The organism is Halostagnicola bangensis (assembly GCF_054653435.1).
The window spans coordinates 1,795,394-1,820,902 of the sequence record NZ_BAAIGG010000002.1 but is presented as its reverse complement, the minus strand read 5'-3'; the positions used below and the strand labels follow the sequence as shown (position 1 = coordinate 1,820,902).

28 protein-coding genes and 1 pseudogene are annotated in these 25,509 nt (G+C 58.8%); 16 read left to right on the top strand and 13 right to left on the bottom strand.

Features of this window, described 5'->3' with window-relative positions; genetic code table 11:
• Positions 1–224: 224 nt before the first annotated feature.
• From ACYQ14_RS10690 to ACYQ14_RS10680, 3 genes are all read left to right on the top strand, one after another.
• Entirely contained in the window at positions 225–1,259 is a 1,035-nt protein-coding gene (locus ACYQ14_RS10690; protein ID WP_459887943.1) for a DMT family transporter, read from the top strand.
• Between the two features lie 236 nt (positions 1,260–1,495).
• Positions 1,496–2,608 carry a pyridoxal-phosphate-dependent aminotransferase family protein gene (locus tag ACYQ14_RS10685; RefSeq protein ID WP_283836445.1) on the top strand — a complete coding sequence of 371 codons (1,113 nt, stop codon included), beginning with the start codon at positions 1,496–1,498 and terminating at the stop codon, positions 2,606–2,608.
• 196 nt (positions 2,609–2,804) lie between these two features.
• The gene (locus tag ACYQ14_RS10680; protein WP_459890044.1) at positions 2,805–2,990 is read left to right on the top strand and encodes an antitoxin VapB family protein; all 186 of its coding nucleotides are present in this window, start codon (positions 2,805–2,807) and stop codon (positions 2,988–2,990) included.
• Positions 2,991–3,000: 10 nt separating this feature from the next.
• Here the strand turns inward: ACYQ14_RS10680 and ACYQ14_RS10675 are convergent, their stop codons facing one another.
• The 3 genes from ACYQ14_RS10675 to ACYQ14_RS10665 all read right to left on the bottom strand — a co-directional run bounded on the left by ACYQ14_RS10675 (position 3,001) and on the right by ACYQ14_RS10665 (position 5,014).
• Positions 3,001–3,288: a hypothetical protein gene (locus ACYQ14_RS10675; protein WP_459887940.1), complete on the bottom strand. Its 288-nt coding sequence runs from the start codon at positions 3,286–3,288 to the stop codon at positions 3,001–3,003.
• A 646-nt stretch (positions 3,289–3,934) separates the two neighbouring features.
• Positions 3,935–4,222: a translation initiation factor eIF-1A gene (gene eif1A, locus ACYQ14_RS10670; RefSeq protein WP_459887937.1), complete on the bottom strand. Its 288-nt coding sequence runs from the start codon at positions 4,220–4,222 to the stop codon at positions 3,935–3,937.
• A gap of 78 nt (positions 4,223–4,300) precedes the next feature.
• On the bottom strand, positions 4,301–5,014 hold the full coding sequence (locus ACYQ14_RS10665) for a glycerophosphoryl diester phosphodiesterase membrane domain-containing protein (protein WP_459887934.1): 714 nt from the start codon (positions 5,012–5,014) through the stop codon (positions 4,301–4,303).
• A 178-nt stretch (positions 5,015–5,192) separates the two neighbouring features.
• Here ACYQ14_RS10665 and ACYQ14_RS10660 point away from each other — a divergent pair, with 178 nt between their 5' ends.
• Together ACYQ14_RS10660 and ACYQ14_RS10655 are read left to right on the top strand one after the other, a co-directional pair.
• A complete protein-coding gene (locus ACYQ14_RS10660; RefSeq protein WP_459887932.1) occupies positions 5,193–5,372 on the top strand; it encodes a DUF7470 family protein in 180 nt (59 codons plus the stop codon).
• Positions 5,373–5,557: 185 nt separating this feature from the next.
• Positions 5,558–5,812 carry a DUF8015 family protein gene (locus tag ACYQ14_RS10655; protein ID WP_459887930.1) on the top strand — a complete coding sequence of 85 codons (255 nt, stop codon included), beginning with the start codon at positions 5,558–5,560 and terminating at the stop codon, positions 5,810–5,812.
• Positions 5,813–5,857: 45 nt separating this feature from the next.
• On the opposite strand, the gene ACYQ14_RS10650 is transcribed toward ACYQ14_RS10655, so the two are convergent.
• Entirely contained in the window at positions 5,858–7,834 is a 1,977-nt protein-coding gene (locus tag ACYQ14_RS10650) for a DUF460 domain-containing protein (protein WP_459887927.1), read from the bottom strand.
• Between the two features lie 248 nt (positions 7,835–8,082).
• Here ACYQ14_RS10650 and ACYQ14_RS10645 point away from each other — a divergent pair, with 248 nt between their 5' ends.
• Complete coding sequence (locus ACYQ14_RS10645; protein WP_459887925.1) at positions 8,083–8,313, top strand: antitoxin VapB family protein; 231 nt, start codon at positions 8,083–8,085, stop codon at positions 8,311–8,313.
• Positions 8,310–8,717: a PIN domain-containing protein gene (locus tag ACYQ14_RS10640; RefSeq protein WP_459887923.1), complete on the top strand. Its 408-nt coding sequence runs from the start codon at positions 8,310–8,312 to the stop codon at positions 8,715–8,717. The genes ACYQ14_RS10645 and ACYQ14_RS10640 overlap by 4 nt, the downstream gene beginning before the upstream one ends.
• A gap of 1,368 nt (positions 8,718–10,085) precedes the next feature.
• Here the strand turns inward: ACYQ14_RS10640 and ACYQ14_RS10635 are convergent.
• Positions 10,086–10,394, bottom strand: coding sequence for a hypothetical protein (locus ACYQ14_RS10635; RefSeq protein ID WP_459887920.1), 309 nt, complete (start codon positions 10,392–10,394; stop codon positions 10,086–10,088).
• Positions 10,395–10,811: 417 nt separating this feature from the next.
• Entirely contained in the window at positions 10,812–11,072 is a 261-nt protein-coding gene (locus ACYQ14_RS10630; RefSeq protein WP_459887918.1) for a hypothetical protein, read from the bottom strand.
• Positions 11,073–11,179: 107 nt separating this feature from the next.
• On the opposite strand from ACYQ14_RS10630, the pseudogene ACYQ14_RS10625 reads away from it, so the two are divergent.
• Positions 11,180–11,347 (top strand): annotated as a pseudogene (locus ACYQ14_RS10625) (ISH6 family transposase); the annotation flags it as partial.
• A gap of 281 nt (positions 11,348–11,628) precedes the next feature.
• On the opposite strand, the gene ACYQ14_RS10620 reads toward ACYQ14_RS10625, so the two are convergent.
• From ACYQ14_RS10620 to ACYQ14_RS10595, 6 genes are all read right to left on the bottom strand, one after another.
• On the bottom strand, positions 11,629–12,207 hold the full coding sequence (locus tag ACYQ14_RS10620) for a transposase (protein WP_459887915.1): 579 nt from the start codon (positions 12,205–12,207) through the stop codon (positions 11,629–11,631).
• Between the two features lie 476 nt (positions 12,208–12,683).
• A complete protein-coding gene (gene rnz, locus ACYQ14_RS10615; protein ID WP_459887912.1) occupies positions 12,684–13,619 on the bottom strand; it encodes a ribonuclease Z in 936 nt (311 codons plus the stop codon).
• A 186-nt stretch (positions 13,620–13,805) separates the two neighbouring features.
• Positions 13,806–14,897, bottom strand: coding sequence for a poly-gamma-glutamate hydrolase family protein (locus ACYQ14_RS10610; RefSeq protein WP_459887909.1), 1,092 nt, complete (start codon positions 14,895–14,897; stop codon positions 13,806–13,808).
• Positions 14,898–15,018: 121 nt separating this feature from the next.
• The gene (locus tag ACYQ14_RS10605) at positions 15,019–16,299 is read right to left on the bottom strand and encodes a Mur ligase family protein (RefSeq protein ID WP_459887906.1); all 1,281 of its coding nucleotides are present in this window, start codon (positions 16,297–16,299) and stop codon (positions 15,019–15,021) included.
• Between the two features lie 27 nt (positions 16,300–16,326).
• Complete coding sequence (locus ACYQ14_RS10600; protein WP_459887904.1) at positions 16,327–17,577, bottom strand: poly-gamma-glutamate biosynthesis protein PgsC/CapC; 1,251 nt, start codon at positions 17,575–17,577, stop codon at positions 16,327–16,329.
• Entirely contained in the window at positions 17,574–17,726 is a 153-nt protein-coding gene (locus ACYQ14_RS10595) for a hypothetical protein (protein WP_459887901.1), read from the bottom strand. Before ACYQ14_RS10595 ends, ACYQ14_RS10600 begins: the two co-directional genes overlap by 4 nt.
• A gap of 419 nt (positions 17,727–18,145) precedes the next feature.
• On the opposite strand from ACYQ14_RS10595, the gene ACYQ14_RS10590 reads away from it, so the two are divergent.
• The 5 genes from ACYQ14_RS10590 (at position 18,146) to ACYQ14_RS10570 (ending at position 21,794) form a co-directional block, all read left to right on the top strand.
• A complete protein-coding gene (locus ACYQ14_RS10590) occupies positions 18,146–19,291 on the top strand; it encodes a DUF7282 domain-containing protein (protein ID WP_459887898.1) in 1,146 nt (381 codons plus the stop codon).
• A gap of 210 nt (positions 19,292–19,501) precedes the next feature.
• The gene (locus ACYQ14_RS10585) at positions 19,502–20,509 is read left to right on the top strand and encodes an AAA family ATPase (RefSeq protein WP_283836456.1); all 1,008 of its coding nucleotides are present in this window, start codon (positions 19,502–19,504) and stop codon (positions 20,507–20,509) included.
• A complete protein-coding gene (locus ACYQ14_RS10580; RefSeq protein ID WP_459887894.1) occupies positions 20,502–20,888 on the top strand; it encodes a hypothetical protein in 387 nt (128 codons plus the stop codon). The genes ACYQ14_RS10585 and ACYQ14_RS10580 overlap by 8 nt, the downstream gene beginning before the upstream one ends.
• Before the next feature lie 88 nt (positions 20,889–20,976).
• On the top strand, positions 20,977–21,414 hold the full coding sequence (locus ACYQ14_RS10575; protein ID WP_459887891.1) for an acyl-CoA thioesterase: 438 nt from the start codon (positions 20,977–20,979) through the stop codon (positions 21,412–21,414).
• 80 nt (positions 21,415–21,494) lie between these two features.
• The gene (locus ACYQ14_RS10570) at positions 21,495–21,794 is read left to right on the top strand and encodes an AbrB/MazE/SpoVT family DNA-binding domain-containing protein (RefSeq protein WP_459887889.1); all 300 of its coding nucleotides are present in this window, start codon (positions 21,495–21,497) and stop codon (positions 21,792–21,794) included.
• Positions 21,795–21,842: 48 nt separating this feature from the next.
• On the opposite strand, the gene ACYQ14_RS10565 is transcribed toward ACYQ14_RS10570, so the two are convergent.
• Positions 21,843–22,955, bottom strand: a complete 1,113-nt coding sequence (locus ACYQ14_RS10565; RefSeq protein WP_459887886.1) for a methyltransferase domain-containing protein — start codon at positions 22,953–22,955, stop codon at positions 21,843–21,845.
• A gap of 204 nt (positions 22,956–23,159) precedes the next feature.
• Here ACYQ14_RS10565 and ACYQ14_RS10560 point away from each other — a divergent pair, with 204 nt between their 5' ends.
• From ACYQ14_RS10560 to ACYQ14_RS10550, 3 genes are all read left to right on the top strand, one after another.
• Positions 23,160–23,720 (top strand): TATA-box-binding protein, encoded by a 561-nt coding sequence (locus ACYQ14_RS10560; protein WP_049953801.1) that lies wholly within the window; start codon positions 23,160–23,162, stop codon positions 23,718–23,720.
• Between the two features lie 394 nt (positions 23,721–24,114).
• Entirely contained in the window at positions 24,115–24,477 is a 363-nt protein-coding gene (locus ACYQ14_RS10555; protein WP_459887884.1) for a DUF7344 domain-containing protein, read from the top strand.
• A gap of 169 nt (positions 24,478–24,646) precedes the next feature.
• A complete protein-coding gene (locus ACYQ14_RS10550; protein ID WP_459887882.1) occupies positions 24,647–25,507 on the top strand; it encodes a hypothetical protein in 861 nt (286 codons plus the stop codon).
• The last annotated feature ends 2 nt before the right edge of the window (positions 25,508–25,509 follow it).

Genomic DNA, 25,509 nt, shown 5'->3' with positions numbered 1-25,509 from the left:
AGTCGCCACCTCGACAAATACCCGTACCTATCGACACGATGAGTCCCTTTTCGAGCATTCCGTTGCGCTGACAGCCGACCGGCACAGAGTATGTCATAGGAATTAGTACCATACGAAACCTCACTCATGTCCTACGATAACATTCATCGAAGAATTTGGGAGGTAGAGGGACTCTATGTCCGACATAACAACATACAAGTGCTCGAGTCACCTCCCATAATAAAATGAATTCACAGAGAGATATTCTCCTCTTCGCCGCGCTTGCACTCGCCTGGGGAACCGCGTTCAGTGCGATCGAAATCGGACTCACGTCGCTTCCGCCGATCCTCTTTGCCGCCTTTCGGCTCGACGTCGCCACCCTCCTGTTCGTCGCCGTCGTCGCCGTGTTAGGCCTCGAGTGGCGACCGCGAACGCGCGCCGACGTAATCGCGATCACCGTCGGCGGCGTGCTCCTCGTGGGCGCTCACTACGGACTGCTGTTCGTCGGACAGCTGTACGTCTCGAGCGCCGTCGCCGCGATCGTACTGAGCCTGACGCCGATCGTCACGCCGCCGATCGCACTCGCATTGCTCCCAAGCGAGCGGATCCGCCCGCCCGCCGCCGTCGGCCTGATGCTCGGCCTCGTCGGCGTCGTCGTCATCGCCCTCTCGGGCGGCTCGATCGGCGGCCAGGCCCTCGGCGTGGGGCTGTTGTTCGGATCCGCGATCTCGATCGCCATCGGTTCCGTCGTCCTCGAGCGAACGCGGGGGACGCTTCCCGTCGTCTCGCTCCAGACGTGGGCGATGGGGGTCGGTGCCCTCACGTTGCACGGCCTGAGCGGACTCCACCCTGGAGAACGCTTCGTCACGTCGGCGTTCACGACCGAAATCGTTGCCGCACTCGCGTACCTCGGGGTCGTCTCGACGGCCGGCGGCTTCCTCGCGTACTTCGTCCTGCTCGAGCGGGTCGGCGCGACGGAGCTCAGCCTGGTCAACTACACCTCCCCCGTGATCGCCGCCGTCTTCGGCTGGCTCCTGCTTGGCGAGTCGATCACGGTCGCGACGGTCGCGGGCTTCGGCCTGATCGTCCTCGGCTTTACCCTCTGTAAGATCGACAGCCTCTGGAAGCTCGTTCGGCCGATAGTCGAGGACGGATACACGCGTCCGTCGGTGCCGACGAACGGGTTTGTGGTCCGACAGAATCCGTACGTCCACTCTACGAATCGCAACAACGAGGGGCGTTCGGCACCACAGTCTCGTTCGTCTCCGGGTGCCGACTGAACGCTCTTCTGGATGTCGACTGAACTCGTCTCCAAGCGACGATCGAACTCTCGAGTCACACGCGAGTCGATGCGAGGTGAGATCGACTATCGGGGTGCGAGGTGATACCGACAATCGGGCCGTCATTCCCCGTTCACTCGAGGGCGAGTAAACTCGAGACGGGCGCTCCGAATTCGGCGCGCCATCAAAAGTACCATACCGACGCGCGACCCAGTAGCTCCTATCAGGTGGTTTTCGTGACCAAAAAAAGCGAGTATCAAGACGACTACCCCGACAAGACGCTGTATATTCCGGGCCCGACCGAAGTTCGAGAGGACGTTATCGAGGCCATGTGCGAGCCGATGTTCGGCCACCGCATGGACCGAATGACGGATCTCTACACGACCATCGTCGAGGACACGAAGGAGTTCCTCGGCACCGACAACGATGTCATCATCCTCACGGGCTCGGGCACCGAATTCTGGGAAGCCTCGACGCTCAACCTCGTCGACGAGAACATCCTCGTCCCGACCTGTGGGAGCTTCAGCGAACGCCACGCCAACGTCGCCGAACGGCTCGGTAAAACCGTCGACCGACTCGAGTACGAGTGGGGTCAGGCGATCAAACCCGAAGACATCCGCGAGACGCTCGAAGAGAGCGACAAGCACTACGACGTGGTCGCGACCGTCATGAACGAGTCCTCGACCGGCGTCCGCAATCCGATCGAAGAGATCGGCGACGTCATCGCCGAGTATCCGGACACCTATTTCGTCGTCGACGCCGTCTCCGCGCTGGGCGGCGACTACGTCGACATCGACGAGCACAACATTGACGTGATTTTCACGTCCACCCAGAAGGCCTTCGCCATGCCGCCCGGCCTGGCAGTCTGTGTCGTCAGCGAAGATGCCTACGAGGCCGAACTCGAGTCCGATTCGGCCTCGTGGTACGGCGGCTTCCAGCGCACGATCGACTACTACGACCGGAAGGGCCAGACCCACTCTACGCCCGCCATCCCGATCATGCTCGCCTACCGACAGCAGATGAAACACATGCTCGAGGAAGGCCACGACGGGCGCGACCAGCGCCACCGGGAGATGGCCGAGTACACCCGCGAGTGGGCTCGCGAGCACTTCGATATGTTCCCCGAGGAGGGCTATGAATCCCGGACGGTGAGCTGTATCGAGAACACTCAGGGGATCGACGTCGCCGAAACCATCGACGCCGTGAGCGAGGAGTACGACATGGTCTTCTCGAACGGCTACGGCTCCGCACTCGGCGAGAAGACGTTCCGCATCGGCCACATGGGCGAACACGATCTCGAGAGCATCAAGGAGCTAACCGACGCGATCGAAGACGTCGCGGATCTGTAGAGACATCTCGAGGAGTGGTTGGAAGCAGTCGTGGAACCGCCACGCATCACGGACTTCTCAGCATCGACAGGGCTGTTTGGTGACATTGAAAACGGTATTTGTTATCCGTCAGTTTCAAAGACAACGGTATAGGGTTGTATTCTCCGAAAACAACCGACTACGGTTGTGTTTTCGGCCTCTCAAACGTAAATCGCCGATCACGCCGATTAGCCACCCACACCCGCTCGAGAACCAGAAACGAACCGACGAGTCATTTTCGGATACCGTCGAGCGTATTGCTGGCGAGCGTTCTCTGACCGAACTGGCAGGTATCCTCACGGACGAGGAGGCCAACGAAATACGTGAGATGATTCGAGAGCGCGAAAACCGAAGTGGTCGATGACGGTGGTGAGTTAGTCCGAACCCGCTGACGAACCCGCTCGAGGCCCGTTCGAAAGCGCCAACATGCCGATCGCGGCCGCACAATCGGGACAACACGCTCGAGTGACTGCGGCGTAGCGCTCCGCGAGGTCCGGACCGGGGCTGGTCGAAACGGCGAGGACGCGACCGGCCGGAACCGATTCGCCGCACCGATAACAAACTGCTGGCGGGGAGCGGTCGACGCTCGCCCCATCTTCGGAACCAGCACTCGAGTTCGTTCCTTCAGCGCTCGAGTCCGTCGCGTCGGATCTCGAGGTCATCCGAATCGCCTCCAGAGCGTCCTCCAGGCGTAATTTTCGGGGTATGGGGGTCCGTTCGACTCCGCGAGTTGATCGAAAGTGATACTGAACTGTCGTTCGAGAGCTTTTTGTCTCGGAAGGAACAACTGAAACATGGCAACCAAGTGCTCGCTTGGAAGCCACACGCTTCGGGTGTTGGTGCACCCGGGGCATTTCAAACGAATGCCCACGCGTCCACGTTTTGGAGCGCGCGGCTTCCATCATGACAGAAGTTCTGAAGGACAATATACTTACTGATAGCGGATGGAAGAAGGTAACTCGAGAGACAGCGAACCAGACAGAGTTGCCCTCGCTGATCGACACATGAAACGATATTTCGGCTCGTGAAATGGTCCACCAGCAAACTCTCGGCGAGTGAGCGGTTCGAAGAACCCGAACGACGCCGTTCACCGAGCGAAGCGCGGTTCGAGCCCACAGGGCGAGAACCGCAATAGCGAACGGGCAACGCCCGTGAGCGCTTCGCGCTCGGGCCGACGACTGATGTGGAGAACGCTATGCGTTCGGAACAGAAGGAGGAGTGCTTTTCATCAACGTTTTGCCGAGGGACATCGCGTTCTGGCCAGTCATGACTGGCCAGAATGCGGTAGACCGCAGCGCAAAAGGTTGGTTACTGAATATGCCCTTCGCTTCTGAGTTGGTCGGCATCGGACTTCTCGTAGCGCCAGGTGATATCGCCCTTCTCGTCCTGCCAATCCCACGGCTCGACGAGGACGACGTCGTCCTCACGAATCCAGATGCGTTTTTGCATTTTGCCTGGAATGCGTGCTGTGCGCTCTTGCCCGTCAGCACATCGTACTGTGACTCGGTTCGCCCCGAGCATGTCCGTGACCGTCGCAAAAACCTCGTCGTCGTCCGGCATCCGGAGGTTCTTGCGGCTGCCCTCGTCCTCGCTCATACGTCGTGGTTGGCGTTCGAGGGTTTTAAAACTGTTAGTTAGCGAGCGTGCGTGGTGGCCGCTCGAAAAACGAGTCGATCACTCGAGTGCGTCGTAGACAGCCACGGTCGCGGTACTGGTTACGAACCCACCGCCGACAAACGCCAGCACGGGACCGAGTACGGGGATCCACGCGAGACCGATCGTGAGTCCGACCAGACACGCCACGACGAGCGCGATTCTGACCTCCTGACCGCTAGTTACCCGCCAGCTCTTCCGAATCGAGCTTCGAACGGATCGATCCTCGAGGACGAGGGCGGGCAGTGCGACGAACAATCGAATCGCGGCGATAACGCCGGGAACGACGAGCAACAGGATTCCAATTCCCGTCAGTATCAGTATCGTGAAAAGAAGGACGAACGTCCGACGGCTCGTGGCGAAGCCGCGACGGAGAGCCGTAAGGCGCGAGAGTGACCGACTATTGGTGGACGCCGCGATTCGACACACGCCGGTTGCACAGACGAACGCGAACAGCCAACCGATTGCGAGTGCGAGCGCGACGACGAACGCGAAAACGAGCGGCGTTCGCGGCGAAAAGACGTATTGTTGTTCGAAGAGCGTCGGGGCGAGTTGTGACGCCAGGGCGACGAACTGCCAACTGTACTGATCGACGAGTTCGTAAAATTCGACGAGGACGAACGAAACGCCGAGCAACAGGACGAGTAGTTCCGGCGTCGAAGCTATCGAACGCTTGGTCGATCCCGGAATATCGAAGACGTAATCGAGATACTGTAAATTATTGTCGGAGGGCATGGACTGTAAAACAACCTAACACGAATGCTGTCGGTATCGGAGATCTGAGGGCGAGCCACCATTACAGTTGTCATTACGATGGAGGAAATGTACTATCCTCGTTCATCTCCGTTCACCATCCGACGCGTTGAAAGGCTAAACCACGCCGTTTATTTTCGTCGGCTATCGACTCAAGCGTATGCTCGATAAGCTCGGCCCGCTGGGGATTGCAGGACTCGCTATTGTTCTCGTCGGAATCGTTCTCATCGCCATCGAAAGCTTACTCGTCGCTGGCGGCATGGCGCTCGTGCTCCTCGGCCTTGGACTTACGGTCAAGGCGCTCGTTTCGGGGATGCTCGGTGCCTTCGGCATGATGTGATACGGTTTGCTGTAACGATTTACCGGAGCAACCGCGACTCGTCCTGCGGTTGCTCCGGAAATGACTTACAGCAAACCGTATGAGGCGGCGACGGGACCAAATCCGGAATCAGACTGTCTCGAGGAGTATCCGGGGATGGAACGTGTTCGGATAGGCTTACGACGTCACTTCGCCTAGAGACGAGTATGGGAGACACGCTACAGTATTACGATCTGATTTTGGCCTGTATCGCCGCGAGCCTCGCGGCCGGCTTCGTCGTCGGGTACGCGACGCCAATCGCGTTCGAGCTCTCGGTCACCGTCTCCGCCGTCGTCGCCATCGGCTTCGTGGTCCACGCGATGTTCGTCAACGGCCCCGTCGACGAACTCGAGGACCTGACCGAGGAAGTCGAACCAGAGGAGGCTCCGGCGGTTCTCTCACCGCTCGAGACGCCGGAATGAGCCCTCGACGGCCCCGACAAGCAAAATCGCTGGTTTTCGGCTCTGTTAGTCAGCCTCGTTGTCTCCTGCCCGGTGTTCGCTGATGAGCTGGTCGACCATCGAGGCCTTCTGATCGCGCCGGCGGTCTCGAGCGCGCTCGTGCCAGTCGTCGATGACGGCTTCGACGTCTTCCTCGCGAGCCACGGCGAGTTCGTCGACCTCCTGCATGGCGACGTCGCCCGCGGGGCCGACGGGGAGGTCCGCGTCGAAGAGGATCCGATCGGCGGCTTCGGAGAGCCCGCCGTCCTTAAGGATGACGCGTGGCTCGAACGACGCGAGCAGTTCCGCGGTCGATTTACCGGCTCCGCTCGCGTCGCGGACGTAGACGACGTCTCCGGCCGCGAGTCCGTACTGGTCGTCGGCCTCGCGGATCGCGCCCTTGGTGAACTGTTCGATCACCTTCACCGGCACCAATCCTTCTTTCTTGGCCGAAACGTCGCTGAAGTTCGAGTGATCGAGCTTCCAGAGGGCTTTCATCCGCTCGACTTTGTCCTCGAGTTCGTCGACCGTCTCGCGGGCCTCGTCACGTTCGTCCTCGAGGCGCTCTGCCTTTCGCTCGAGGCGGGTGACTTCCCGATCCTTTCGAACCTTGCGCTGCTCTTCTGTCCGTGCAACGGTGATTTGAGCCTCGAGATCCTCGATTCGGTCGTCTTTGGTCTCGATGCGATCCTCGAGCGTCCCGACGTGTGATTGGAGGCGTTCGACCTGCCGCTCGAGGGACTTGATTCGCTTTTCTTCGGCGGTCAGCTCGCGCGGTTCGTGCTCGGTCGTCTCTTCTTCTGTCTCGTCCTCGTCGGTCAGCTCGCGCAGAACGGCTTCGACGCTCTCTTCGCCGGCGACGACTCGAGCGGTCACCTCGCCCCGGTCGATTCCCGGCGGGAGTTTGTCGGCGATGCGTTCGAACTGGCCTTCGTGATCGTCGACCGCGTACAGCGCCGCGGCCATCGCGTCGCGCTGGTGGTCGTCGTCGTAGGAGTGCTCGCGCGTTCGGTGTTGCTTCTCGTCGATCGGCGGGTCGCTGTTGGGCGTCCACGCCGCGGCGTCGAAGCTCCGGCGGAACTTCTCGACGGTCTCGGGAATCGGAGTGACGTCCGCCGCGACGATCACCGGTCGCCCGCGCTCGACGATCCACTCGATCACGTCCGCGGTGTCGCTCGTGCGCGAACTCCAGACGTCGAGGATTTCGCCCTCGAGACTGGCGATGGCGACCGCGGTAGTGGTTCCCGGATCGATCCCGACGACGACGTAGTCGCGTCGCTTCGCCAGCGGACGGAACTCGATGCCGTCGCGGCGTTCGCGTTCGATCTCGACGCGGACGTCCCCCGATCGCTCGTTCGAGACGGGAATGTCGCTCGGCCGCGCCTGCACAGTAAAGATGGCGTTCGCGTAGCCGCCGTAGGACTCGCGAATATCGGTTTCGTACTCGAGGTTCGCTTTCTCGAGTTCGGACTCGACCTCTCGGGCGCGGCGCTTGACGGAGCCGTGAATCCGGCGAGTGTACCGGTCTTCGCTCCAGCCGCCCTTGCCGGTCGATCGGCCCCTCGAGACCTTCACCGTCGTCTCGTCGGTGAAGGCCGATACCTCGTGACCGACGTTGTGGGCGGCGAGCTTGGCGGCGGCTTCGGCTTCCTTCATCGGATCCTTGCCGTAGGGAATCCCGTGGCGCTTGGCGACGCGCGAAAGCGGTTCGGGCTGTTCCGCGCCGGTCACCTGCACGAGCATCGTTTCGGCGGGCAATGAGCCCAGAAAGTGGATCAGCTGGTCTTTGTCCGGGGCCAGCTCGTACATGTTGTCCGTCGCGATGATCGCCGGCTCGTGGTCGTCGATCAATCGCCTGAGCTTTCGGTGGGTGACGACGTCTCGAGTGAGGTCCTCGCCGTTGTACTGGACCAGCGCGTAGGAAGGCGAGTCACCGCGGACGTCCCCGCTTTGAATGTCGACGCCGAAGACGACTGCATTCAACGCACTCGTTCGGGTGCTCACGGAGGAGTATAGGGGCGAGCGATGTATAAATCCGACGCGGGTTCAGCACCTCGAATGGATACATTCGATTCACTCCCGCTCGAATGGGGGGAAGGAGATTTCTGGCTTACTGTTTGAGGAGCGATTTTGTGGCACGAGTCAATTCGGTGCGACGAGAGAATCGGCCCGTTCACAGCGTGGGAAATGGTGTGGAATTTATTACACATCCAAATCTTAATTTTCATAGAGCGTCAACGCTGTCAACAAGGATGTCACAGCAAATTCGTCTCGAAGACGATGTCTACGAACGCATCAAGGCGAAAAAACGTGATAACGAGTCGTTCAGCGACGCTGTAGAACGGCTCATCGGTGGGCGGTCACTCCGCGACCTCCGCGACGTCTTCGATGAAGACCAGGTAGGCGAAATGCGAGCGGCGATCGACGCTGCTGATCAGGAGGATCGCGAAGGAGTCCGCGACGTCGCGGAGCGCTTCGAATGATCGTCGATACGAGCTTCGTTCTGGACGTCATCGACGACGTCGAAGCAGCCGTCACGAAAGAGCGAGAACTCGAAACCGAGAGCGTCCCGCTGGTGCTTCCCTCGATGACCGTTCTGGAGCTCTACACCGGCGTCGGAACGGTGTCGAACACCCGAAAAGAGCGCCAGAAAGTCGAAGCCGTACTCGATTCTTACCCGGTGGTAGATATGACGCCGAGTATTTCTCGACGTGCGGGACGACTACTCGGTGAACGAATGGCCGACACGGACGACGGTGAAGGCCCTGGAATCGGAAAAGCCGATGCAACAATCGCCGCAACCGCTCTCGAGCGCGACGAACCCGTCCTTGCCGCAGACGACCACTTCGGGACCATTCCGGGCATCACCCACGAGCGGTATCGGTAAGCAAATTGAGAGAACATCGATTCTGACGGTTAGCAAGCGGAAGCCTCGCCCTTCACAGTAGACGCCGAACCTAATTTGTAACGTTGCTGGTAGGGTGACTATGACCAAGACGGTCGAAGCAAAACAAGTCTGTCGTGCCGTCTCCTCCGTCGTGTACCCAGCACTCGACTTTGGCATCAAACCCTGTGGAGGCGACACGAGAGAGGAGCTTCTCGAAGTACTCTCTCGTGTCGCCTTCGAGCAAGAGTTTGCCAATACCGCCGGGAAAACGTGCTAACTCAACCATGGCGAGTTCGTCGACGTAACGTCGACGGCTCGCAATGGACTCGCCAAATCCCTGCTCTACCATCTTCGAAACTTGGAAGCGGACGCCATCGACGATCAGTTCGATAGCGTCCGCGATAATCTCTTCGAGATCCTTCGAAACAACGGCTATTGCCCAACTGTGTCGATGTTGCGATCGACCTCCACCAGTGCGGTTTTACGGTGATGCAGACACAGATCACGTCCTGATCACTTATCCCGATCAGGGAACAAATCGAACGTACTGTTTTGCGACGATTTAATGAATTAGCTAAGTTCTGGGAATGGGGTCTACCCCACTTATCGGCAGCTGGGGCCTGTAGTGGTACTCCCTCGTACAGCTGTTCCCAATACTTCTCTCGATCATTATATCGTCGCACCTCCGCCGCACATAACTTGTCTTCTGACTGCATCAACAAGCAATTAGAATCGTCGCTATCTGTCGTTGTCCTCTAAACTCTCTATTCCGGCTACTGCGATAGTTACTTGACTAAGAGCACACCGAGGGCCATGGAAAGGAATTGAAATCGAACAACATTATCTTGGTCGTGTCCCAAACTCACTAGAGTAGTAACTGACTCCTGTGGAAACAGGGGCAATATATTTCGTCGAAAACTTCTTAGCAGAGTAGTGAAGGGTCTTAAATATGGACTCCAGCCCCCTTCGAGCTATAAATACCTTTCTTGATATTCTTGCAAAAACTATTGCTTTGATAGTTCTTCTCTTTTCACTCTGGTTTTTTTTTTCACTGTTATTGCTCCTCCAATCGAGATGCTATATTTTGTAGGACTAGCTGTTGTTAGCGTCATTGGATTGGCTATTATCATACATATTCATGATAGGTATATTAACAAGTAATTTCGGACTGGGAAGATTGTATTTGATTAGCTAGCATGGAGGTAGGGCAGAATACGTATCAAAGCCTAACTTGACGAATCTTTGATTGGGATGATTGTATAAATAAGAGAAGTCTGCTAATATATCGTTATCTCGAGGAAGAAATTAGGGCGTTCGTAGAACTGTGATTAGCCAGTACAGAGCTTGTGAAGACTTCTGCACAACCGCTTAGTCTAGGCTGTCAAACTCGATATAGTCTGGGTAAAGACACCTGTCTCCTGAAAAGTAATCTGTATTGGCTGCACCACCGCCAGTTGAAGCCTCAACGTATATTTCTATGGTGGCCAGTAGAGTGGACACATTAGATGGGATATAAAATTGTTCTTGGGCGTAATTCCAACCTTCATCCCGACCGGAGGGTTCCTCTAATGTCGTTGACACTGATGATGGAGAGCCATCATCAATATAAGATATTCCGAGATTTATTTCTGCATCTCCAGTGACAGCATCACCATCTCGTTCGTAGGAAGCACCCACTTCATAATTGCTGCCACCCGATATGTCGTTATTGACCTCATGGGTTTCAAATCGTGTGTAAGCCCACGCAGACCCATATCCGTAAACAGCTGCTTCAGCACGTGCCCGATGCCACCAGATAGAGTCTCCACGATTCGCGCCCGTATTGGTTGTTCCTGCGACACCGGACTCAGAGTCGGTGACTGGATTGCGAAAATCCGAAAGTCTGGTAGTTTCCAGGGTCCCTATATCGGATGGTTCAGCTTTCGACTCTTCACTCTGGAGTCTTTCAAACTTTGCTTGCTCTCGCTCGCTCGCCTCTTCCAGATCGATAGTATAGCGCTTATGATTGTTTTTCGTTATCTCGTACTCTTCTTCTTTCTTATGAGGTTTTGGCTTTTTTTCCTCCGACTTGCTGGATATCCTGTTTAACCTTTTTTAGTTTTTCATGTTCCAAGACATCCTTAGTGATCTCCTCATACTTCTCTTGCTCTGATTTTTCGTCAAATCTTGCTTATCTTGAATAACATTATAGAGTATTTTCCCCTCTTTTCGTCCATAAGCTTCCTTCAAGTCCGATTCGAGCTCAGACTGAGATTGAGCCGATGCAGAGTTGGAAAACACTGCCATCCCAGAAACTGTTCCGATGGTTGCTTTGATACCTTTACGGCGAGTTATTTTAGTGGGCTTCTTACCCATAAGTTGAATTTAAAATCCATTCTGTATATATCTATTGGTTATTAGTACAGTTATTATTGTTTTCATAATCTCAATCACATCCATCCCAATCCTAAATTTTCTCATAGACATTGAACGTGGTCGAACGAGCCATAGGTGAAGTTCCGAAGCGGTGTAAGAACCAGTGGATGCGGTAGTCAGAGTCTGGATTAGAATTGCTTCTTTAGCTGAATCTGGTACAGTATACCGATGCCGAGCAGTTCGTGGCGTTCGCTGACGAACTGCTTGAGCGGTGAGCCAAAACAGCCATCACAATGGAGGTGTCAGTTGAGGCTACCAGAGGCGAACTGTATATGATTTTGAGACGGGACTATTATCTTACAGATCGATAACGGGGGGTGTTGCGTCTAAGGTTATTGCAGATCGACCAAGAGGCTGTTCGGTAATCACCACGGTTTCGTTCTCCGGAGATTAGCAGTTGGATCATCAAGTCGGTTGGCTAGCGCTGTGACAAGTCGATCAATCAAAACGAGTCCAACGTGAGTTTCGACGCGACGGCGGCCCAGAACTCGGAACGTCAACTTCCGCTCATCTTCTTTGAGTCCGCTGAAGAAGCGTTCGCCGACCGGATCGTCGGCGAACGCTGCCTTGAGCGGTCACGATTGAGCTGAACATCGTTTTCTTCGATCAACGCTTCTACCCGGAACACGATATCCAGCGGATTAGCCGTGTTTCGCGGGTTGTACGTACAGATTGGAAGCGGCTCGTCATCGATACACTCCTCGTGGAATTCGAGCGTATCATACGCTGAATCGCCTAGAACCTCCGTTACCGTCGTATTTTCACTCAGCCGGTCAAAACACTCGAGCGTTGCTGTTTCTGGATGCTGTTTGCGCTGGGTAACGACTGCGCCAGCGGGAAGATCGCTGGCGCAGTCGACCGCGACGAGCATTCCGTAGCCGTAGGCCCACTTCTGATCGATAGAATCCCACGCCCACGCTCCGTCGGGATCGATGCGTGGGCATTCCAGATGGGTCGAATCGAACACGAACCGGGAGCCGTAGAAGCCGAGTCCATCGAGGAGTTGGACGAGATGATCGAACAGCCGCTGAATGAACGGTTGGACACGGTTCCAGAACTCCCAGATCGTGCTCAACACAGGCGTCTCATCTGCAAAGAGTGGTCAGCGCAACGTTTGAATACATCGTCGTCGAGACCAGGGTCGACGGGATGAGGAGACGCCGTTTGCAGACCTGGGACGTTCAATGGTTACGCCAATCACTCTCCGCAGATGAGACGCCCGAGAACCGAATCAAAGCAGTCCTCAAGTTCTCTGAACTGGAACTTCGTCTCGGCAGTGCACAACAGCAGCCCCCGCATCATCTGCGAGCGAGGGTACTTTGGATCACGACCTGGTCCATTGTCCATCCATTCATCAAGAACTGACAGGTCAAGCGCCGCGTTCTCGCGGCGCTTTGCCGACCGAAGGATGTTTGTGACAGGTACGCCGTCTAGTACATCGGCTGGTGAGGGCGTTTGAGAGGACACACTTAAACCGCCATCACCGGCCACTTTCACACGTACACCGACAGAATAATCGATAGCCAGCGACGAGTTGGATCAGTCAGCGAATTACCGAACAGGGTCATCCGAGTATGGTACTTCGAGCGTATCCCCATCCTCCGGCAACAGTACCTCGCCGTCGAACACGTCTCGAGCCTGCTCGAGGTGGTCCTCGATGTCGCCGGCGTAGCGCGAGGAGATGTGCATCAGCGCCAGGCGATCGGCCCCGGCTCGGCGGGCGATTTCGGCCGCCTGTCGCGCCGTCGAGTGGGCCGTGTCCGTCGCGCGATCGGTTCGGCCGTCGGCGAAGGTCGCGTCGTGGATCAATAGGTCCGGTTCCTCGGCCACCTCGAGCGTCGCCGTCGTCGGGCGGGTGTCGCCGGTGTAGACGAGCGAGCGGCCGGGGCGGGGCTCGCCGACGACCTGGTCGGGTTCAACGACGGTGCCGTCCTCGAGTTCGACGGCCTCGCCCTCGTGAAGGCGCGAGAACTTGGGGCCGACCGGAACGCCGAGTTCTTCGGCCCGCTCGCGGTCGAATCGTCCCTTGCGGTCGTCCTCGACGAGCGCGTAGCCGACCGAGCGGGTATCGTGGTCCGTCTCGAAGACGCGAACCTCGTACTCCTCGGCGCGGTAGGCGACGTCGTCGCCCCCGACTTCGTTGATCCGGACCGGAAACGAAGGTTGGTTTCCGAGGGCGTTGACGAGCGACTTCACCTGCGAGCGAGTTCCGTTCGGCGTGTGAATCGCGAGCGGTTCCGTTCGGTCGTTAAAGGCCATCGTCTGCAACAAGCCGGGAATTCCCAGGACGTGATCCCCGTGGAGATGCGTGAGAAAGAGGTGGGAGATCGAGAACCCCGTTCGAAACCGCATCATCTGACGCTGAGTCCCCTCGCCGGCGTCGAACAGGAGCTCGTCACCTTCGCGCGCGACAAAAATGCTCGTGGGATTGCGCTGTGCTGTTGGAATCGCCCCACTCGTTCCGAGAAACGTCACGCACAATGGCATTACCTACGGTTCGGTACGCGGCGACTAAACCGGCTTCGGATCGAGCCGGTTCGGCCGTTCCGCAAGAGGGGACCGTCACCGGGCTCGTCCGCCGTTAGGCTATCGCAATCCCGAGGCAACCACCACCAACGCGAATCCTCGATCGGAGTCGCTCATCAGGTCCCTCCGCCCCCGACCGTTCCTCGATCATCGACAACTTCCGCTTTCGGCGACCTCGAAATCGTCCGAGAGCGCCGCCGCCGTTCCGGTAGCGATCTCCTCCCAGTACGCGCGACGAGTCGCGTAACTCTGGGAGAGGAAGAGACACTCGTCGCCGAGATCGTCGACGAGCAGCCCCTCGCCCGTCACTGCCTCGTCGTCCGGAAGCGTCGCCTGCTCCGCACACGACGGGAGCGCATCGTTGATCGAATCGCGAACGTCCTCGAGGAGCGACGCCGTGGCGTTACCGGCGACGACGACTCCCTGCTCACAGACGCCGCCGAAGTCGACCGCAACGTCGAAATCGGCGTCTGCGATCGTCTCGAGTTCGGGGTACGATTCGGGGGAGAGTTCCGTGGTTGGGACGTACCAACGTTGAAATGCGCCGGAGTTTGGCCCCCATCCCTTCGTCCGCCAGCAGGTCGCGTTACCGAGCTCCGCGGCGTGTTCTGCTTGCTCGTCCGTCTTCGGTTGCACGCCGCCGCCGTGTGGCGCGATGAAGATGGTGTCCGTGCCGTTTTCGTCGAGCTGTTCGATCAACTCGCCCCGCTCTCTCGCCTCCGATTCGGAGAGGGCCGGGTTCGAGATCATCGTCGAGATGTCGCCGTCGAACTCCTCGTCGCTGATCGAACAACTGGTGGTGGGGCCGGGACAGCTCTCGTCGTCGGGATCCGTCGCCACCGACCCAAGGTCGAGCCGACAGCGGGCGCTGTCGGACATGCGAACGATGGTCTCGGGCGATTCCAGTTGCTCGTCCGCGATCGTATACACCGCGAACTCGTCCTGATCGTCCGAGCGGGTGATGCGTAGCTGGTCGCCGACGGAGAGATCGTGCGCCGATAGCAAGCGTGGGTCGGCGGATATCGACGTCGGATCTTCGGCGAGATTGTCCTGTCCGTCAGCGAGGTCACAGACGAGGCAAGTATCGAACTCCTCGTCGCTGGTCACCCGCGATGCGGCCTCGTACGAACCGACGGCGAGGCCGAGCAGTGCTGGAGTACCGACTGCGCCGGCCAGGAACGTCCGTCGTGACGAATGGGGTCGGCCGGTGCGTCCGTTGGTGTCTGAATCGTTTGTCATAGTATTTCAGTTCCGATGGGAGCATACCGCCTCCCGAGCGGTAGTCGACGGGCGAGACGTCCGGGCCGAATGCCGACAGGTCAGCTGGAGACCTGTCCGCGAGATGTGTCTCTCTACATGATCACCTCTGTACGGAGGAAGCCCGGGGCGGTTCGTCGTCGGATTCTCCAGCCGACCGGTAATCAACCTGCTTTTCGGGCAGTTGCTGATCGGTCGGTTTTCCGGGCGACTGCGGTTCGAGATCCGCATTGGGTGTGTCGGCCGATTCTTTCGGTGCCGAATGACGGTCGATTTCGTCGTCGAGGTCGCGCATGAACTCGGCAACCGTGTTACCCATCACGAGAACCGGCCAACCGTCCGCGACCATCTCCTCGAGAACTGATCGCGCCGATTCGGTTTCCGTGTCGTGACTGATCACGGGAAACGACGCTTTCTCGGCGAACAGATCCGCGTGTCCGCCCGCGACCCGTGCCTGTTCGATCGCACCATCTTCGAAAAGCCCTCCGAGATAGTCGTGGAACGACGCGGTTCGAGCGCGCCGATCCCGGCGAAGATAAACGAACGGCTGGATCGGTTCGCCGTCGTTGACCAGCGCCTGGCGAACCATCTCGGTGCTCTCGACGTCGTTGACGTCGGCGGCGTTGTAGACCCGGCCACCGAGCGCGCGGGTCCACTCGACGCGGAACCCCTCGAGCATCGACTCGCGCTGACGGTCGGACAGCGGTTCCTCGTCGATCGCCGCGAGAACGTGATCGAGCCCGTAGATACATTCGGCGGCCGGAATGTCCTGATGGCGTTCGGGAACGTCGACGTGGGAGACGGTCGCGTCGACCGTCTCGAGTTCCCGCTCGATGTACTCTCGAAGACGCGAGTCCTGTTCGCCGTTGACCACGTGGGTCCCGGCTGGCGTCGCTCGAGCGAACGCCCTCGCGATGTCCGCACGAGTACCACCGAGGGTATCGCGGTGATCCTGTCGAACGTTCGTGAGCACGAGTACGTCGGGTTTACCAAACTGTTCGTTCATCATCCGCGTCGTGTAGTCCGTAATCCCCTGATTCTCGAGGACGAGCGCGTCGACGGGGGCGTACTTTCGAAGTTCGTCGAAGTTCTCGTAAAGCGTGACGCGCTCTCCGCGGTCGATCGGGTTCTCGTCGCCGTCGTACAGCGATAGGGGATGGTTTCCAGTCACCTTGGCGTAGGCGTCGTAACCCCGAGACCGGAGAACGTCGTAGATCCGTTCGGTCGTTCCCGACTTGCCTCGAGTGCCGGAGACGACGATTTTGACGTCGATTTCGTCGAGTCGTCGCCGGTGTTCGGTGCCGCGTGTGAACGGGCCAACGATGCGCCGAGCGAGCCTCGTGACCGGCTCTGGGATGACCGTTGAAGATGTGTTGGAAGACATTGATGTTGTATCTGTATTGTTGGTTGATTAGGTGTGGCTATTGTGTGTGCTAACGTGCTGTCGATCAGCATCCGAACTCGAGGGGCGAAGCCGCTCGAGACGGAACGCTGTTATCGTGCCGACAACGAAGGCAGCGGCGAGTAACCCGACCTGCGGGAGGAGATGCAGATTGTACTGGAGAACGATATCTAACTCCCACAAATTGAGGGAGAAAACGTCGCCCAGCTCGATGAGATCCAAGTGGAGCGCCCCATCCGCCTCCGGAGAAACAACCAGACGGAGCCCTCCGAGGAAGAGCGCGAACGCGCCGGCCGACAGAGCGATCGAGGCCGATCGGTGTTCCGGCGGCATCCGGTGAAGGTTGTACGAGCCGATTCCGATCAGAATGGCCGTAAAGAACAGATGCAATCCGGAGGTGACCGGGACAATGATCGCGACGGGAATCGATCCCGCGACGGCGATAGCGAGGCCGGTGGCGAGCAGAACCCGCCCGTACAACAGGGTAGATCGGTGAATGAGAGTGAGCAATCCGTAGACGACGGCGACGCCGAGCACGTACAGCGGAAGAACGGCGATCGACTGGAGCGCGAACAGAGCGAGTAGCGGCAGCGCGATGATGCCGTTGAGTCTGACGCCCCATCGCATGTACGCGCCCTCCGAGACGATCATTCCGAGGACGATCGCAAGCAACACGATTGGAAGCGAGGCGTCGAGGAAAAGTTCCATATTGCCGGCAGTGGCGTCTCGAGCGTCGGCGATATACGATTCGTCACCGAACAACAGCGGCGGAGTGAGCCCTCCGATGTGGGGAGCTAACTCGATGTTGACCAGCGCCGCACCGAGCCCGATCAAACCGAGGAGGACGCCGATGCTCACCGCGACATCCTCGAGTCGTCGGTCGGGCTCAAGCTGGTGGTAGTTGTACGCGGCGACGCCAGGAAGAATACTCCCGACGAACGTGAACGCCGAGAGAGAGAGTTCAAAGACACCGAGTGCGGAGAATCCGCCGAAGACGGTAAACGGGACCACCATACTGAGTATCATACTCGCCAGAAGCAACTGTCGGCCAAACAGTAACGTCCGACGCTGCAACAGTGCTAATCCAACGTAGGATGCGATGACCCCGATTACGAACGCAGGGAGTGCAAACACGTCGTAGAGGGAGTACACCGCGAACAGCGGAACGACGAGGACACCGGAGAGTCGGAGCCCGAAGGATTGGACGATTCCGATTCCGATCAACAGGCCAATGATGGTCAATAACGCGGCAACGATCATCGAGAGATGACCTCCGGGAACCGCTCTCGCATCCGATTGGGAAATCCGAGTAACCAATTCGCCGAGATGAGAGCATGAGCACTCCGGAAGAACGTATTCTCGTCGTCAGTGGTTGGATGGTCAGTGGCGTTCGTTGCTGACGGACTCATATTGGGGAAGATACCCCGGCAATAAATAAAGTTTATCTAGCGTTGTATTTTAAGTCTAGATAATCTATACTAACTAGATGGTTACTTATTGATATCTATATAGAATCAATATATTAACAAATTAATGATTTGTGGATAGTTTATTCTAGATTGAATCATTAGTAGATGTGAATGTATAGCAAATGTTGAGAGGGCCACAAAAGCGATCGACGAAAGATTGAGAACAAACGACTGTGGACAGACGACAGAAAGTGGCCGCCGAGGAACCGACAGAATTTTAAACATACTATACCTGTCCGAATTAAAAACTGTAAGACAGACCTAGAGGCTAGCGGACGCGGCGAATGGAGCGGTGAACAGCCAAACAAACTCGACGTTTTACGTCTCCGGCCCACAAAGGGTTCGTATCCACTTGGGACATGAGATCGAGACCCGAATTCAGTACACTCAAACGAATCGTTGCTATCTTGCTCGCCCTCGTCGTCGTCCTCGCGGCGGGTGCCGTCATCGGACAAGCTCCGGCTATCTTCGGTGTCGACGAAGAACCCGAGGCGTCAATCGAATTCGAGGACCAACAAAGCGACGGAACCAGCGTCTCCGTGACGTCGGTCTCGGTCTCGGACGGCGGCTTCGTCGTCGTGACTGACAGCACCGGAAACAGCGTCGGTGTCTCGGAATACCTCGAGGCGGGGACACACGAAAACGTCACCATCAACCAAACCGCCGACGACGGCCTCGAGATGGTCGGACAGTTGACCGCAACTGCACACCTCGACAGCACCGGCGACGAAACGTACGCCTACGACGAAACCGACGGCGAGGAGGACCAACCGTACATCGAGGACGGCTATCCTGTCAGTGACACCGCGACGGTGACGATAGCTGATCGAGACAATGGTGCCGTCAGCGACTCGTTTAGCGTCGAATCTATCGATGCCCCGTCGTCCGCCACGACCAACGAAACGATCACCGTAACCGCGGAGATCAGAAATCCGACCGACGAGGTCGATCAACAACACGTCGACCTCCGGATAGACGGCGCCGTCCTCGAGCGACAGGTACTCGAACTCGAACCCGACGAGAGCCGAGAAATCGAATTCGATATCGAGACGACCGGGGCCGAACCCGGCGAGCAGACGATCGGCGTCTATACGACCGATGACGGGGCAGTGGATACGATCGATCTCGAGTTTGACGGCACTCCAGCCGTCGAACCGGTCGATGGAAACGAAACGAGCATCGCGGCGGACGTGACAACACCCGCGGACGGATTCGTTGCTGTCGAACACGCCGATACCGACGACGCAAACGGTCCGAGTCCGAACGGTGCGAGCGACGACACCCAGACACTCGGAACGAGCGAGGACCTCTCGCCCGGCGAGTACGAGAACGTCACTATCGACCTCGAGGACTCGATCAGTGAAGACGACGAACTACTGTTGGTCCTCTACGAAGGCGATCCGGACGATGTCGCCGGCGCAACGCAGATCGGGACCGAAGACGGGGAGGCCGTCGAGGCCGAGTTCACGCTCGAGGAACTGGACGGCGAGACGGACAACGAATGAACGGCGATGACAATAGACGGCGAGACGGACGACGACTGAGCGGCGGTGTCAACGCGGGCCTCGGCAATGGGACGCGGCGCGAACGCAGGCCACGGCAACGGGAAACGCAGGCCACGGCAACGGGACGACCACGCGGGCGACAACAACGGGAGGGCGGCCACTCGAGAGTAATCGACCGATTCTTACCCATCCCGTTCGTACCGACTGGCGATGGATGCGCCGCTGTGGACCGAGACGTACGCCCCGACTCTCGAGGAGTTACCACAGGACGACGCCCGCAGGTACCTCGAGCGGGCGTCCGAGGAGCCGATCAACCTGATCCTCCAGGGGCCGCCTGGAAGCGGCAAGACGGCGGCCGCGCGCGCGCTGGCTCGCGACGTCTACGGCGACGACGTGGACAACGACCTGATCGAGATCAACGTCGCCGATTTCTTCGGTCGAACGAAGACAGAGATCAAGAACGATCCCCGGTTCAAGAGTTTTCTCGTCGGGCGATCGTCGATGTCCAAACGGGACATGATCAACCACGTCCTCAAAGAATCCGCAAGCTACGCCCCCGTTTCGGGCGAGTACAAGACAATCTTGCTCGACAACGCCGAAGCGATTCGCGAGGACTTCCAGCAGGCCCTGCGACGCATCATGGAGAAACACCACCGAACGACGCAGTTCGTTATCGCCACGCGCCAGCCGACAAAACTCATCCCGCCGATCCGCTCGCGGTGTTTCCCCGTCTCGTTTCGGGCGCCCTCGAGCGAGGAAACCGTCGCCGTCCTCGAACGGATCGTCGAGAGCGAGGGTGTCGAGTACGACGAGGACGGTCTCGAGTTCGTCGCCGGCTACGCGAACGGAAACCTTCGAAAAGCGATCCTGGCCGCCCAGACGACCGTCGAGGACGAGGGCGAGCTCACTATGACCGGAGCCTACGAGACCATCGGCGAGGTCGGCCTGGCCGAGGAAATAGAGTCGATGGTCGACGACGCGGAGGCGGGGGAGTTTACGGACGCCAGAAAAACTCTCGACGACCTGCTCGTGGACGAGGGCCTCGACGGCGGAGAGGTGCTCGAGGAGATACTCGCGATTGCACGGAAGCGGTATCACGGCGACGAACTCGCTCGGATGCACCGGCTCGTGGCAGATACCGAGTTCGAGATGCAGGAGGGCTCGAGCGATCGGATCCACGTCTCACACGTGCTCGCGGAGTTAGGGCGGAATGACTGAGCGAGGGGCCGAACCGGGGTTTACCGGCATTCCCTTCGGAACCCGTCTTTGGACGATATTCCCGCTCTTTCCGCTCGTGAGCGTCACCCTCGAGACGAGCGGGGTCGTCGGAAACCCGCTCGACTCCGCGCTTTCGCTCGTTCTGGGGCTCGCGCTGGCTGTCTTTCTCTCGGAACTCCTGCTTCGAGCCGTCGGTCCCGCGATCGTCGATCCGCTCTGGTACGGCGTCTTCGTCCTGGTCGGCGGCGCACTGGTGGTGCTCACGACCGCACCGATGGTCGATCTCGAGCCCGAAGCGATCCAGCGGCCCGCGTACGCGGTCTTGCTGACCTGTAGCGCGCTCGTGGTCGCCGTAGCGACACGCCGGCGACTCGAGTAGCGAGTCGTCGGCGGCGCCAGGAACGGTACACGAAACGACACCCTGCGGGAGCCACACCGTTATCTACCTCTCTCGAGAAGCCTTTGGTATGCCTGCACTGCTCGAGACCTATATCGAAAACCGATTTCCCGTCCAACCGAATCACGCGAACAATAACGGCACCCTCCACGGCGGGAACCTGATGAAGTGGCTCGACGAGGTCGGCGGTATGGCCGCCATCCGGTTCGCCGGCGAGTCCTGCGTCACCGCTCGAGTCGACGAACTCGATTTCGTTCGGCCGGTCCCCCTCGGGGAAACGGCGCTCATCGAGGCCTACGTCTACGACGCCGGGAAGACGAGCGTCAACGTCGCGTTGCGGGCGTGGCGCGAGGAGCCGCGATCGGGCGAAACGGAACTGACGACCGAGTCGACGTTCACGTTCGTCGCGATCGATGAGAACGGAACGCCGATTTCGGTGCCGGAGCTTACCGTCGAGAGTGACGAAGGTGAGCGCCTTCGCGAGCGGGCGATGTCTGCGACCGAGTAAGTGCTCTCCGAATACCGATACTCGAGCCCTCGATGACAGGAACGGTAAGCGCCTCGTCAGGGACAAAACTAATCTGTCTATTGCAGAAGTCCACTGTGACCTCGAACAACAACTCCACGGGTGGAGAGGAAATCGTCTCCGTCACTGAAAACGGACAGGTGACGATTCCTGATCGCCTCCGGGAAAGACACGGGATCTCTGTGCCGGGGCGAGTAGCGTTCGTCGAAAACGAGGACGGAGAACTCGTCGTTCGACCGGTCGGCTCGATGCGCGAGTTCCGGGGACTCGAACGGACCGGGGATGACGACCGACCGGCGACGGCGGTTCTTCGTGAGTTGCGAGCTCGAGACGAGCAACGTACTGGCGATCCGGGGAACTAGTCGAGCAGACCGAGACGAACTTCCCCCGCTTTTTACTTGCTGAAAGTGTCACTCGAGAACCAGCACGTACCGCGTCAGCGATCGGTGCACCCGCCGTTCAAAGGCCGCCTCGAGTTCCCACCCGGACGCCCGCGCCTCGCTCGCCCACGAGCGGTCGGCGACAACGACGGCTCTCGAGGCGACTCGGCGAGCCTCCGAGAGCGCCCCCGAGACGAGGTCCTCGAGCCGGTGGGTTTCGATCTTCGACTGGCGGCCGTAGGGGGCGTCGAAGACGACGCCGTCGATCGAGTCCTCGGCGAGCGGCAGTCTGGTCGCGTCGCCGCGGCCGACGTGCCACGAGCCTCGAGTCGCGCCGGTCGGCGACTCAGTGGGGTCGTCCAGAAAGTGCTCGAGATTTTGGCGTGCCCCCCGGACCATCTTCTCCTGGGCGTCGGTTCCCACGACGTCCGCGCCGACGAGCCCCGCTTCGACGAGGACGCCACCGGTTCCGCACATCGGGTCGAGAATCCGACGACCCTCGTGAGCGCCGGCGATGTTCGCGACGGCTCGAGCGAGAAGCGGGTCCATGCTTCCGGGCTGGAAGAAGGGTTTGTCCGTGGGCGCACGCGAGCCGAAGTCCCGGACGCTTTCGGCGGTAAGCCAGCCGAGTGCACAGATCGAGACCTGTTCGCCCCGCGCGGTCGCGCCGGCATCGTGAGCGGGGACACTCGTCGAATCCGCTTGCGAATCCGAGGCCAGTATCGGCTCGAGATCGTCCACGTCATCGATCTCGCCGACCGAAAACGCCGCGCGGAGAACGTGGTCCGGGTCGTCGAGGTCCACCGAAAAGCCGCGGTCGACGAGCACCTGTCCAAGCGTTCGCTCGACCGCTGGCGCGGAGACGCCGCTCGAGCCGTGAATATCCGTGGCTCGCACGGCGACCGACCCGTCGCGATCGATCGACGCTGTCTCGAGGAGCGCCCGAGCGCTCTCGAGGGTTGCGTCGGTTCGACCGAGCAGTTCGCTGGCGCGATGGGTGTAGGCGAGTCCGCGGACCCGCTCCGGGACGATACTGCGCACGATAGCGATTCCAGGGGCGACGGTTCGGACGTCGGCCGCCGAACTCGCCGCTTCCCGCCTCGCGAACCGATCGTCCTCTCCGCCCAACTCGAGGAAGTACACGCACGTTCGTCGCCGCGGGCCGGGCATGAGCCTACCGCTTTCGACGACTCGTTTAGCGAACGACGAATGGCGATTACGCGGCTGCAGTCGCCGAGGCGACGGTCACCCCGATTTAAATCGAACTGACAGCTGTCCCACAAACCGGAGAGAACAGGTGTCGGTACCAATCTTTATAAACCTTAAATACGTCTTTTTAAGCGACTTATGACGGATCCGAAGGACACCATCAACATCGAAAACGTGGTGGCGTCGACCGGCATCGGGCAAGAACTCGACCTCCAGAGTGTCGCGATGGACCTCGAGGGGGCCGACTACGACCCCGAGCAGTTCCCCGGTCTCGTCTACCGTACCCAGAATCCAAAATCCGCCGCGTTGATCTTCCGTTCGGGAAAGATCGTCTGTACCGGCGCGAAAAGCACCGACGACGTTCACGAGAGTCTCCGTATCGTCTTCGACAAACTCCGTGAACTCCAGATTCAGGTCAACGAAGATCCGGAGATCGTTGTCCAGAACATCGTCACCTCGGCCGACCTCGGCCGGAACCTGAACCTGAATGCGATCGCAATCGGACTTGGTCTCGAGAACATCGAGTACGAACCCGAACAGTTCCCGGGACTCGTCTACCGACTCGACGATCCGGACGTCGTCGCACTCCTGTTTGGCTCCGGGAAACTCGTTATTACCGGCGGGAAACAGCCGGTCGACGCCGAACACGCCGTCGACAAAATCGTCTCCCGTCTCGAGGACCTCGGCCTGCTCGAGTAATTCAACTTTTCCTTTCGTTTCGAGCGGACGATATCCGTTCGGCTGCAGTTCCGTTCTGTTATTTAATCATTTCTCGGCGACGGCGTCGACTCAACAGCGAGCCCCACGGACGAACACGATTGTAACGAAATACGGAGTGTCCAGCTTAAAAGACTGTTTCAGTGAGTTTCTCGGCGACTAATATCCAATTAATGCATCGCCAGATCGGTTATACTCAGATATCGTCGCTTTCGGCGAACTGGAATCGTTCATTCGGCGGCGAACGGTTCGAAAGAGTGTGAATCGACCGCGAATCACCGTAATCCGACGAACGACCGGCCCCGTTTAACAGGTCCCAGAACAGGAGCATCAGTTGCCGATGAAGATTCCGCACCCGACAGACACGACGAATCGAGTGTCGCCCTCCAGCGCGGAGACAGGACTCGAGGAACTCACACTGGAAGCCCTCCGAAGTGTCCTGAGCAGTCGGCGCCGGCGCGCGATTATCCGGTACGTGCTCGCGGCCGACGACTCCGTCACCGTCAAGCAGCTCGTCCGAGCGCTCTCGGAATCGGAAAACGATCCGACCTTCGAGACGACCTTCCTCGAGCGGTGTCAGCGAGTGCACGACTCGCTTTCCCAGACCCACCTGCCGAAACTCGAGGAGTACGGCATCGTCGAGTACGAACGCGGAGCCGGTCGCGTCTCACCAGCGGCGCACCTGCTAACACTCGAACCGTACGTCGGGAGCGCAACAGCCGGCAAACAGTCCCCCTGACGCTTTTTGGCACTCCATTTCTCAGGAGTTTTCGGGCCGTTGCATCGATTTTCTCGACACGCCGGCCCGGAGTAGAGAGCGTATACAACGTGTAAACACTAATTACTATATTCGAAGATAAATCAGCTAGTGTATAACTAATGTATTCCTGACTTTCTTGAAATTTGCAATGAATCGACGGACGTTCATGATCGGTGCAGGGGGGATCGGCGCAGTAGCAATTGGCGGTCTGGTGCTGACGAGTTCTGCGGCCGCGGAAGTCGATACCGGACTGTTCAGCGTCGAGAACGAACACTTCGATACGAACAGCGGGCGCATGGAACGCCTTGAAATCGCGGAAATCAGGGTTTTTTCCGAATGGGAAGGGTTCGAACACCCGGTCGAAGCGGTCGAGTGGGAACTCGAGGCCACCGTCGGCGGAAACGGCTTCGAACCGCTCGGTTCGGCAACTGTCGAATTCGACGAACCCGACGAGTACGAGGGAGAAACGTCGAGCAGTTCAATCGACGCCGTCGATCTCGTGGATATCTTCGGTCAGGAGACGTTCGAAGTCGACGGGGATAACGCCTACGAGGAAGACGCCACGGAACACTTCGACGTCGAGTTCACGCTCACCACGACCGTCACCGATGTCGGCGGAAACGAGGTCGAGGAGTCGGTCACCGGCGATTCGAACGTCGGCATCACGAACCTCGGTGCCGACGTGAGCGTCGGCGGAGAAGGCGAGATCGACGGCGACGAAGAAGAGGGGACGGAGTACGGCCCGATCGAAACGATGGACGGCGTCGAAGCCTGGACGGGAATTAATCGCTTCACCGTCAAACTCACGAATACGAATTCCTACCCTGTCGTGGCGACTGCTGAGTGGGACATCTCCGATGATACGACACACGCGCTCGAGGCTGGCGAGAAAAAAGAGGTGATGTCTCCGCTACTCCCAAGCGGGGACGTCGGTTCGCAATCACGGACCGACACCGACAGAGAAGACGACGAATTTGTCGGTATCAATAGCGTCGAAGAGGAGACATGAGG

Bases quoted from the DNA above. Each gene is read 5' to 3' on its own strand.
- ACYQ14_RS10690 (WP_459887943.1), top strand. From the start codon at position 225: ATGAATTCACAGAGAGATATTCTCCTCTTCGCCGCGCTTGCACTCGCC.
- ACYQ14_RS10675 (WP_459887940.1), bottom strand. From the start codon at position 3,288: ATGACCTCGAGATCCGACGCGACGGACTCGAGCGCTGAAGGAACGAAC.
- eif1A (WP_459887937.1), bottom strand. From the start codon at position 4,222: ATGAGCGAGGACGAGGGCAGCCGCAAGAACCTCCGGATGCCGGACGAC.
- ACYQ14_RS10665 (WP_459887934.1), bottom strand. From the start codon at position 5,014: ATGCCCTCCGACAATAATTTACAGTATCTCGATTACGTCTTCGATATT.
- ACYQ14_RS10660 (WP_459887932.1), top strand. From the start codon at position 5,193: ATGCTCGATAAGCTCGGCCCGCTGGGGATTGCAGGACTCGCTATTGTT.
- ACYQ14_RS10655 (WP_459887930.1), top strand. From the start codon at position 5,558: ATGGGAGACACGCTACAGTATTACGATCTGATTTTGGCCTGTATCGCC.
- ACYQ14_RS10645 (WP_459887925.1), top strand. From the start codon at position 8,083: ATGTCACAGCAAATTCGTCTCGAAGACGATGTCTACGAACGCATCAAG.
- ACYQ14_RS10640 (WP_459887923.1), top strand. From the start codon at position 8,310: ATGATCGTCGATACGAGCTTCGTTCTGGACGTCATCGACGACGTCGAA.
- ACYQ14_RS10630 (WP_459887918.1), bottom strand. From the start codon at position 11,072: ATGGGTAAGAAGCCCACTAAAATAACTCGCCGTAAAGGTATCAAAGCA.
- rnz (WP_459887912.1), bottom strand. From the start codon at position 13,619: ATGCCATTGTGCGTGACGTTTCTCGGAACGAGTGGGGCGATTCCAACA.
- ACYQ14_RS10610 (WP_459887909.1), bottom strand. From the start codon at position 14,897: ATGACAAACGATTCAGACACCAACGGACGCACCGGCCGACCCCATTCG.
- ACYQ14_RS10605 (WP_459887906.1), bottom strand. From the start codon at position 16,299: ATGTCTTCCAACACATCTTCAACGGTCATCCCAGAGCCGGTCACGAGG.
- ACYQ14_RS10600 (WP_459887904.1), bottom strand. From the start codon at position 17,577: ATGATCGTTGCCGCGTTATTGACCATCATTGGCCTGTTGATCGGAATC.
- ACYQ14_RS10595 (WP_459887901.1), bottom strand. From the start codon at position 17,726: ATGAGTCCGTCAGCAACGAACGCCACTGACCATCCAACCACTGACGAC.
- ACYQ14_RS10590 (WP_459887898.1), top strand. From the start codon at position 18,146: ATGAGATCGAGACCCGAATTCAGTACACTCAAACGAATCGTTGCTATC.
- ACYQ14_RS10585 (WP_283836456.1), top strand. From the start codon at position 19,502: ATGGATGCGCCGCTGTGGACCGAGACGTACGCCCCGACTCTCGAGGAG.
- ACYQ14_RS10580 (WP_459887894.1), top strand. From the start codon at position 20,502: ATGACTGAGCGAGGGGCCGAACCGGGGTTTACCGGCATTCCCTTCGGA.
- ACYQ14_RS10575 (WP_459887891.1), top strand. From the start codon at position 20,977: ATGCCTGCACTGCTCGAGACCTATATCGAAAACCGATTTCCCGTCCAA.
- ACYQ14_RS10560 (WP_049953801.1), top strand. From the start codon at position 23,160: ATGACGGATCCGAAGGACACCATCAACATCGAAAACGTGGTGGCGTCG.
- ACYQ14_RS10550 (WP_459887882.1), top strand. From the start codon at position 24,647: ATGAATCGACGGACGTTCATGATCGGTGCAGGGGGGATCGGCGCAGTA.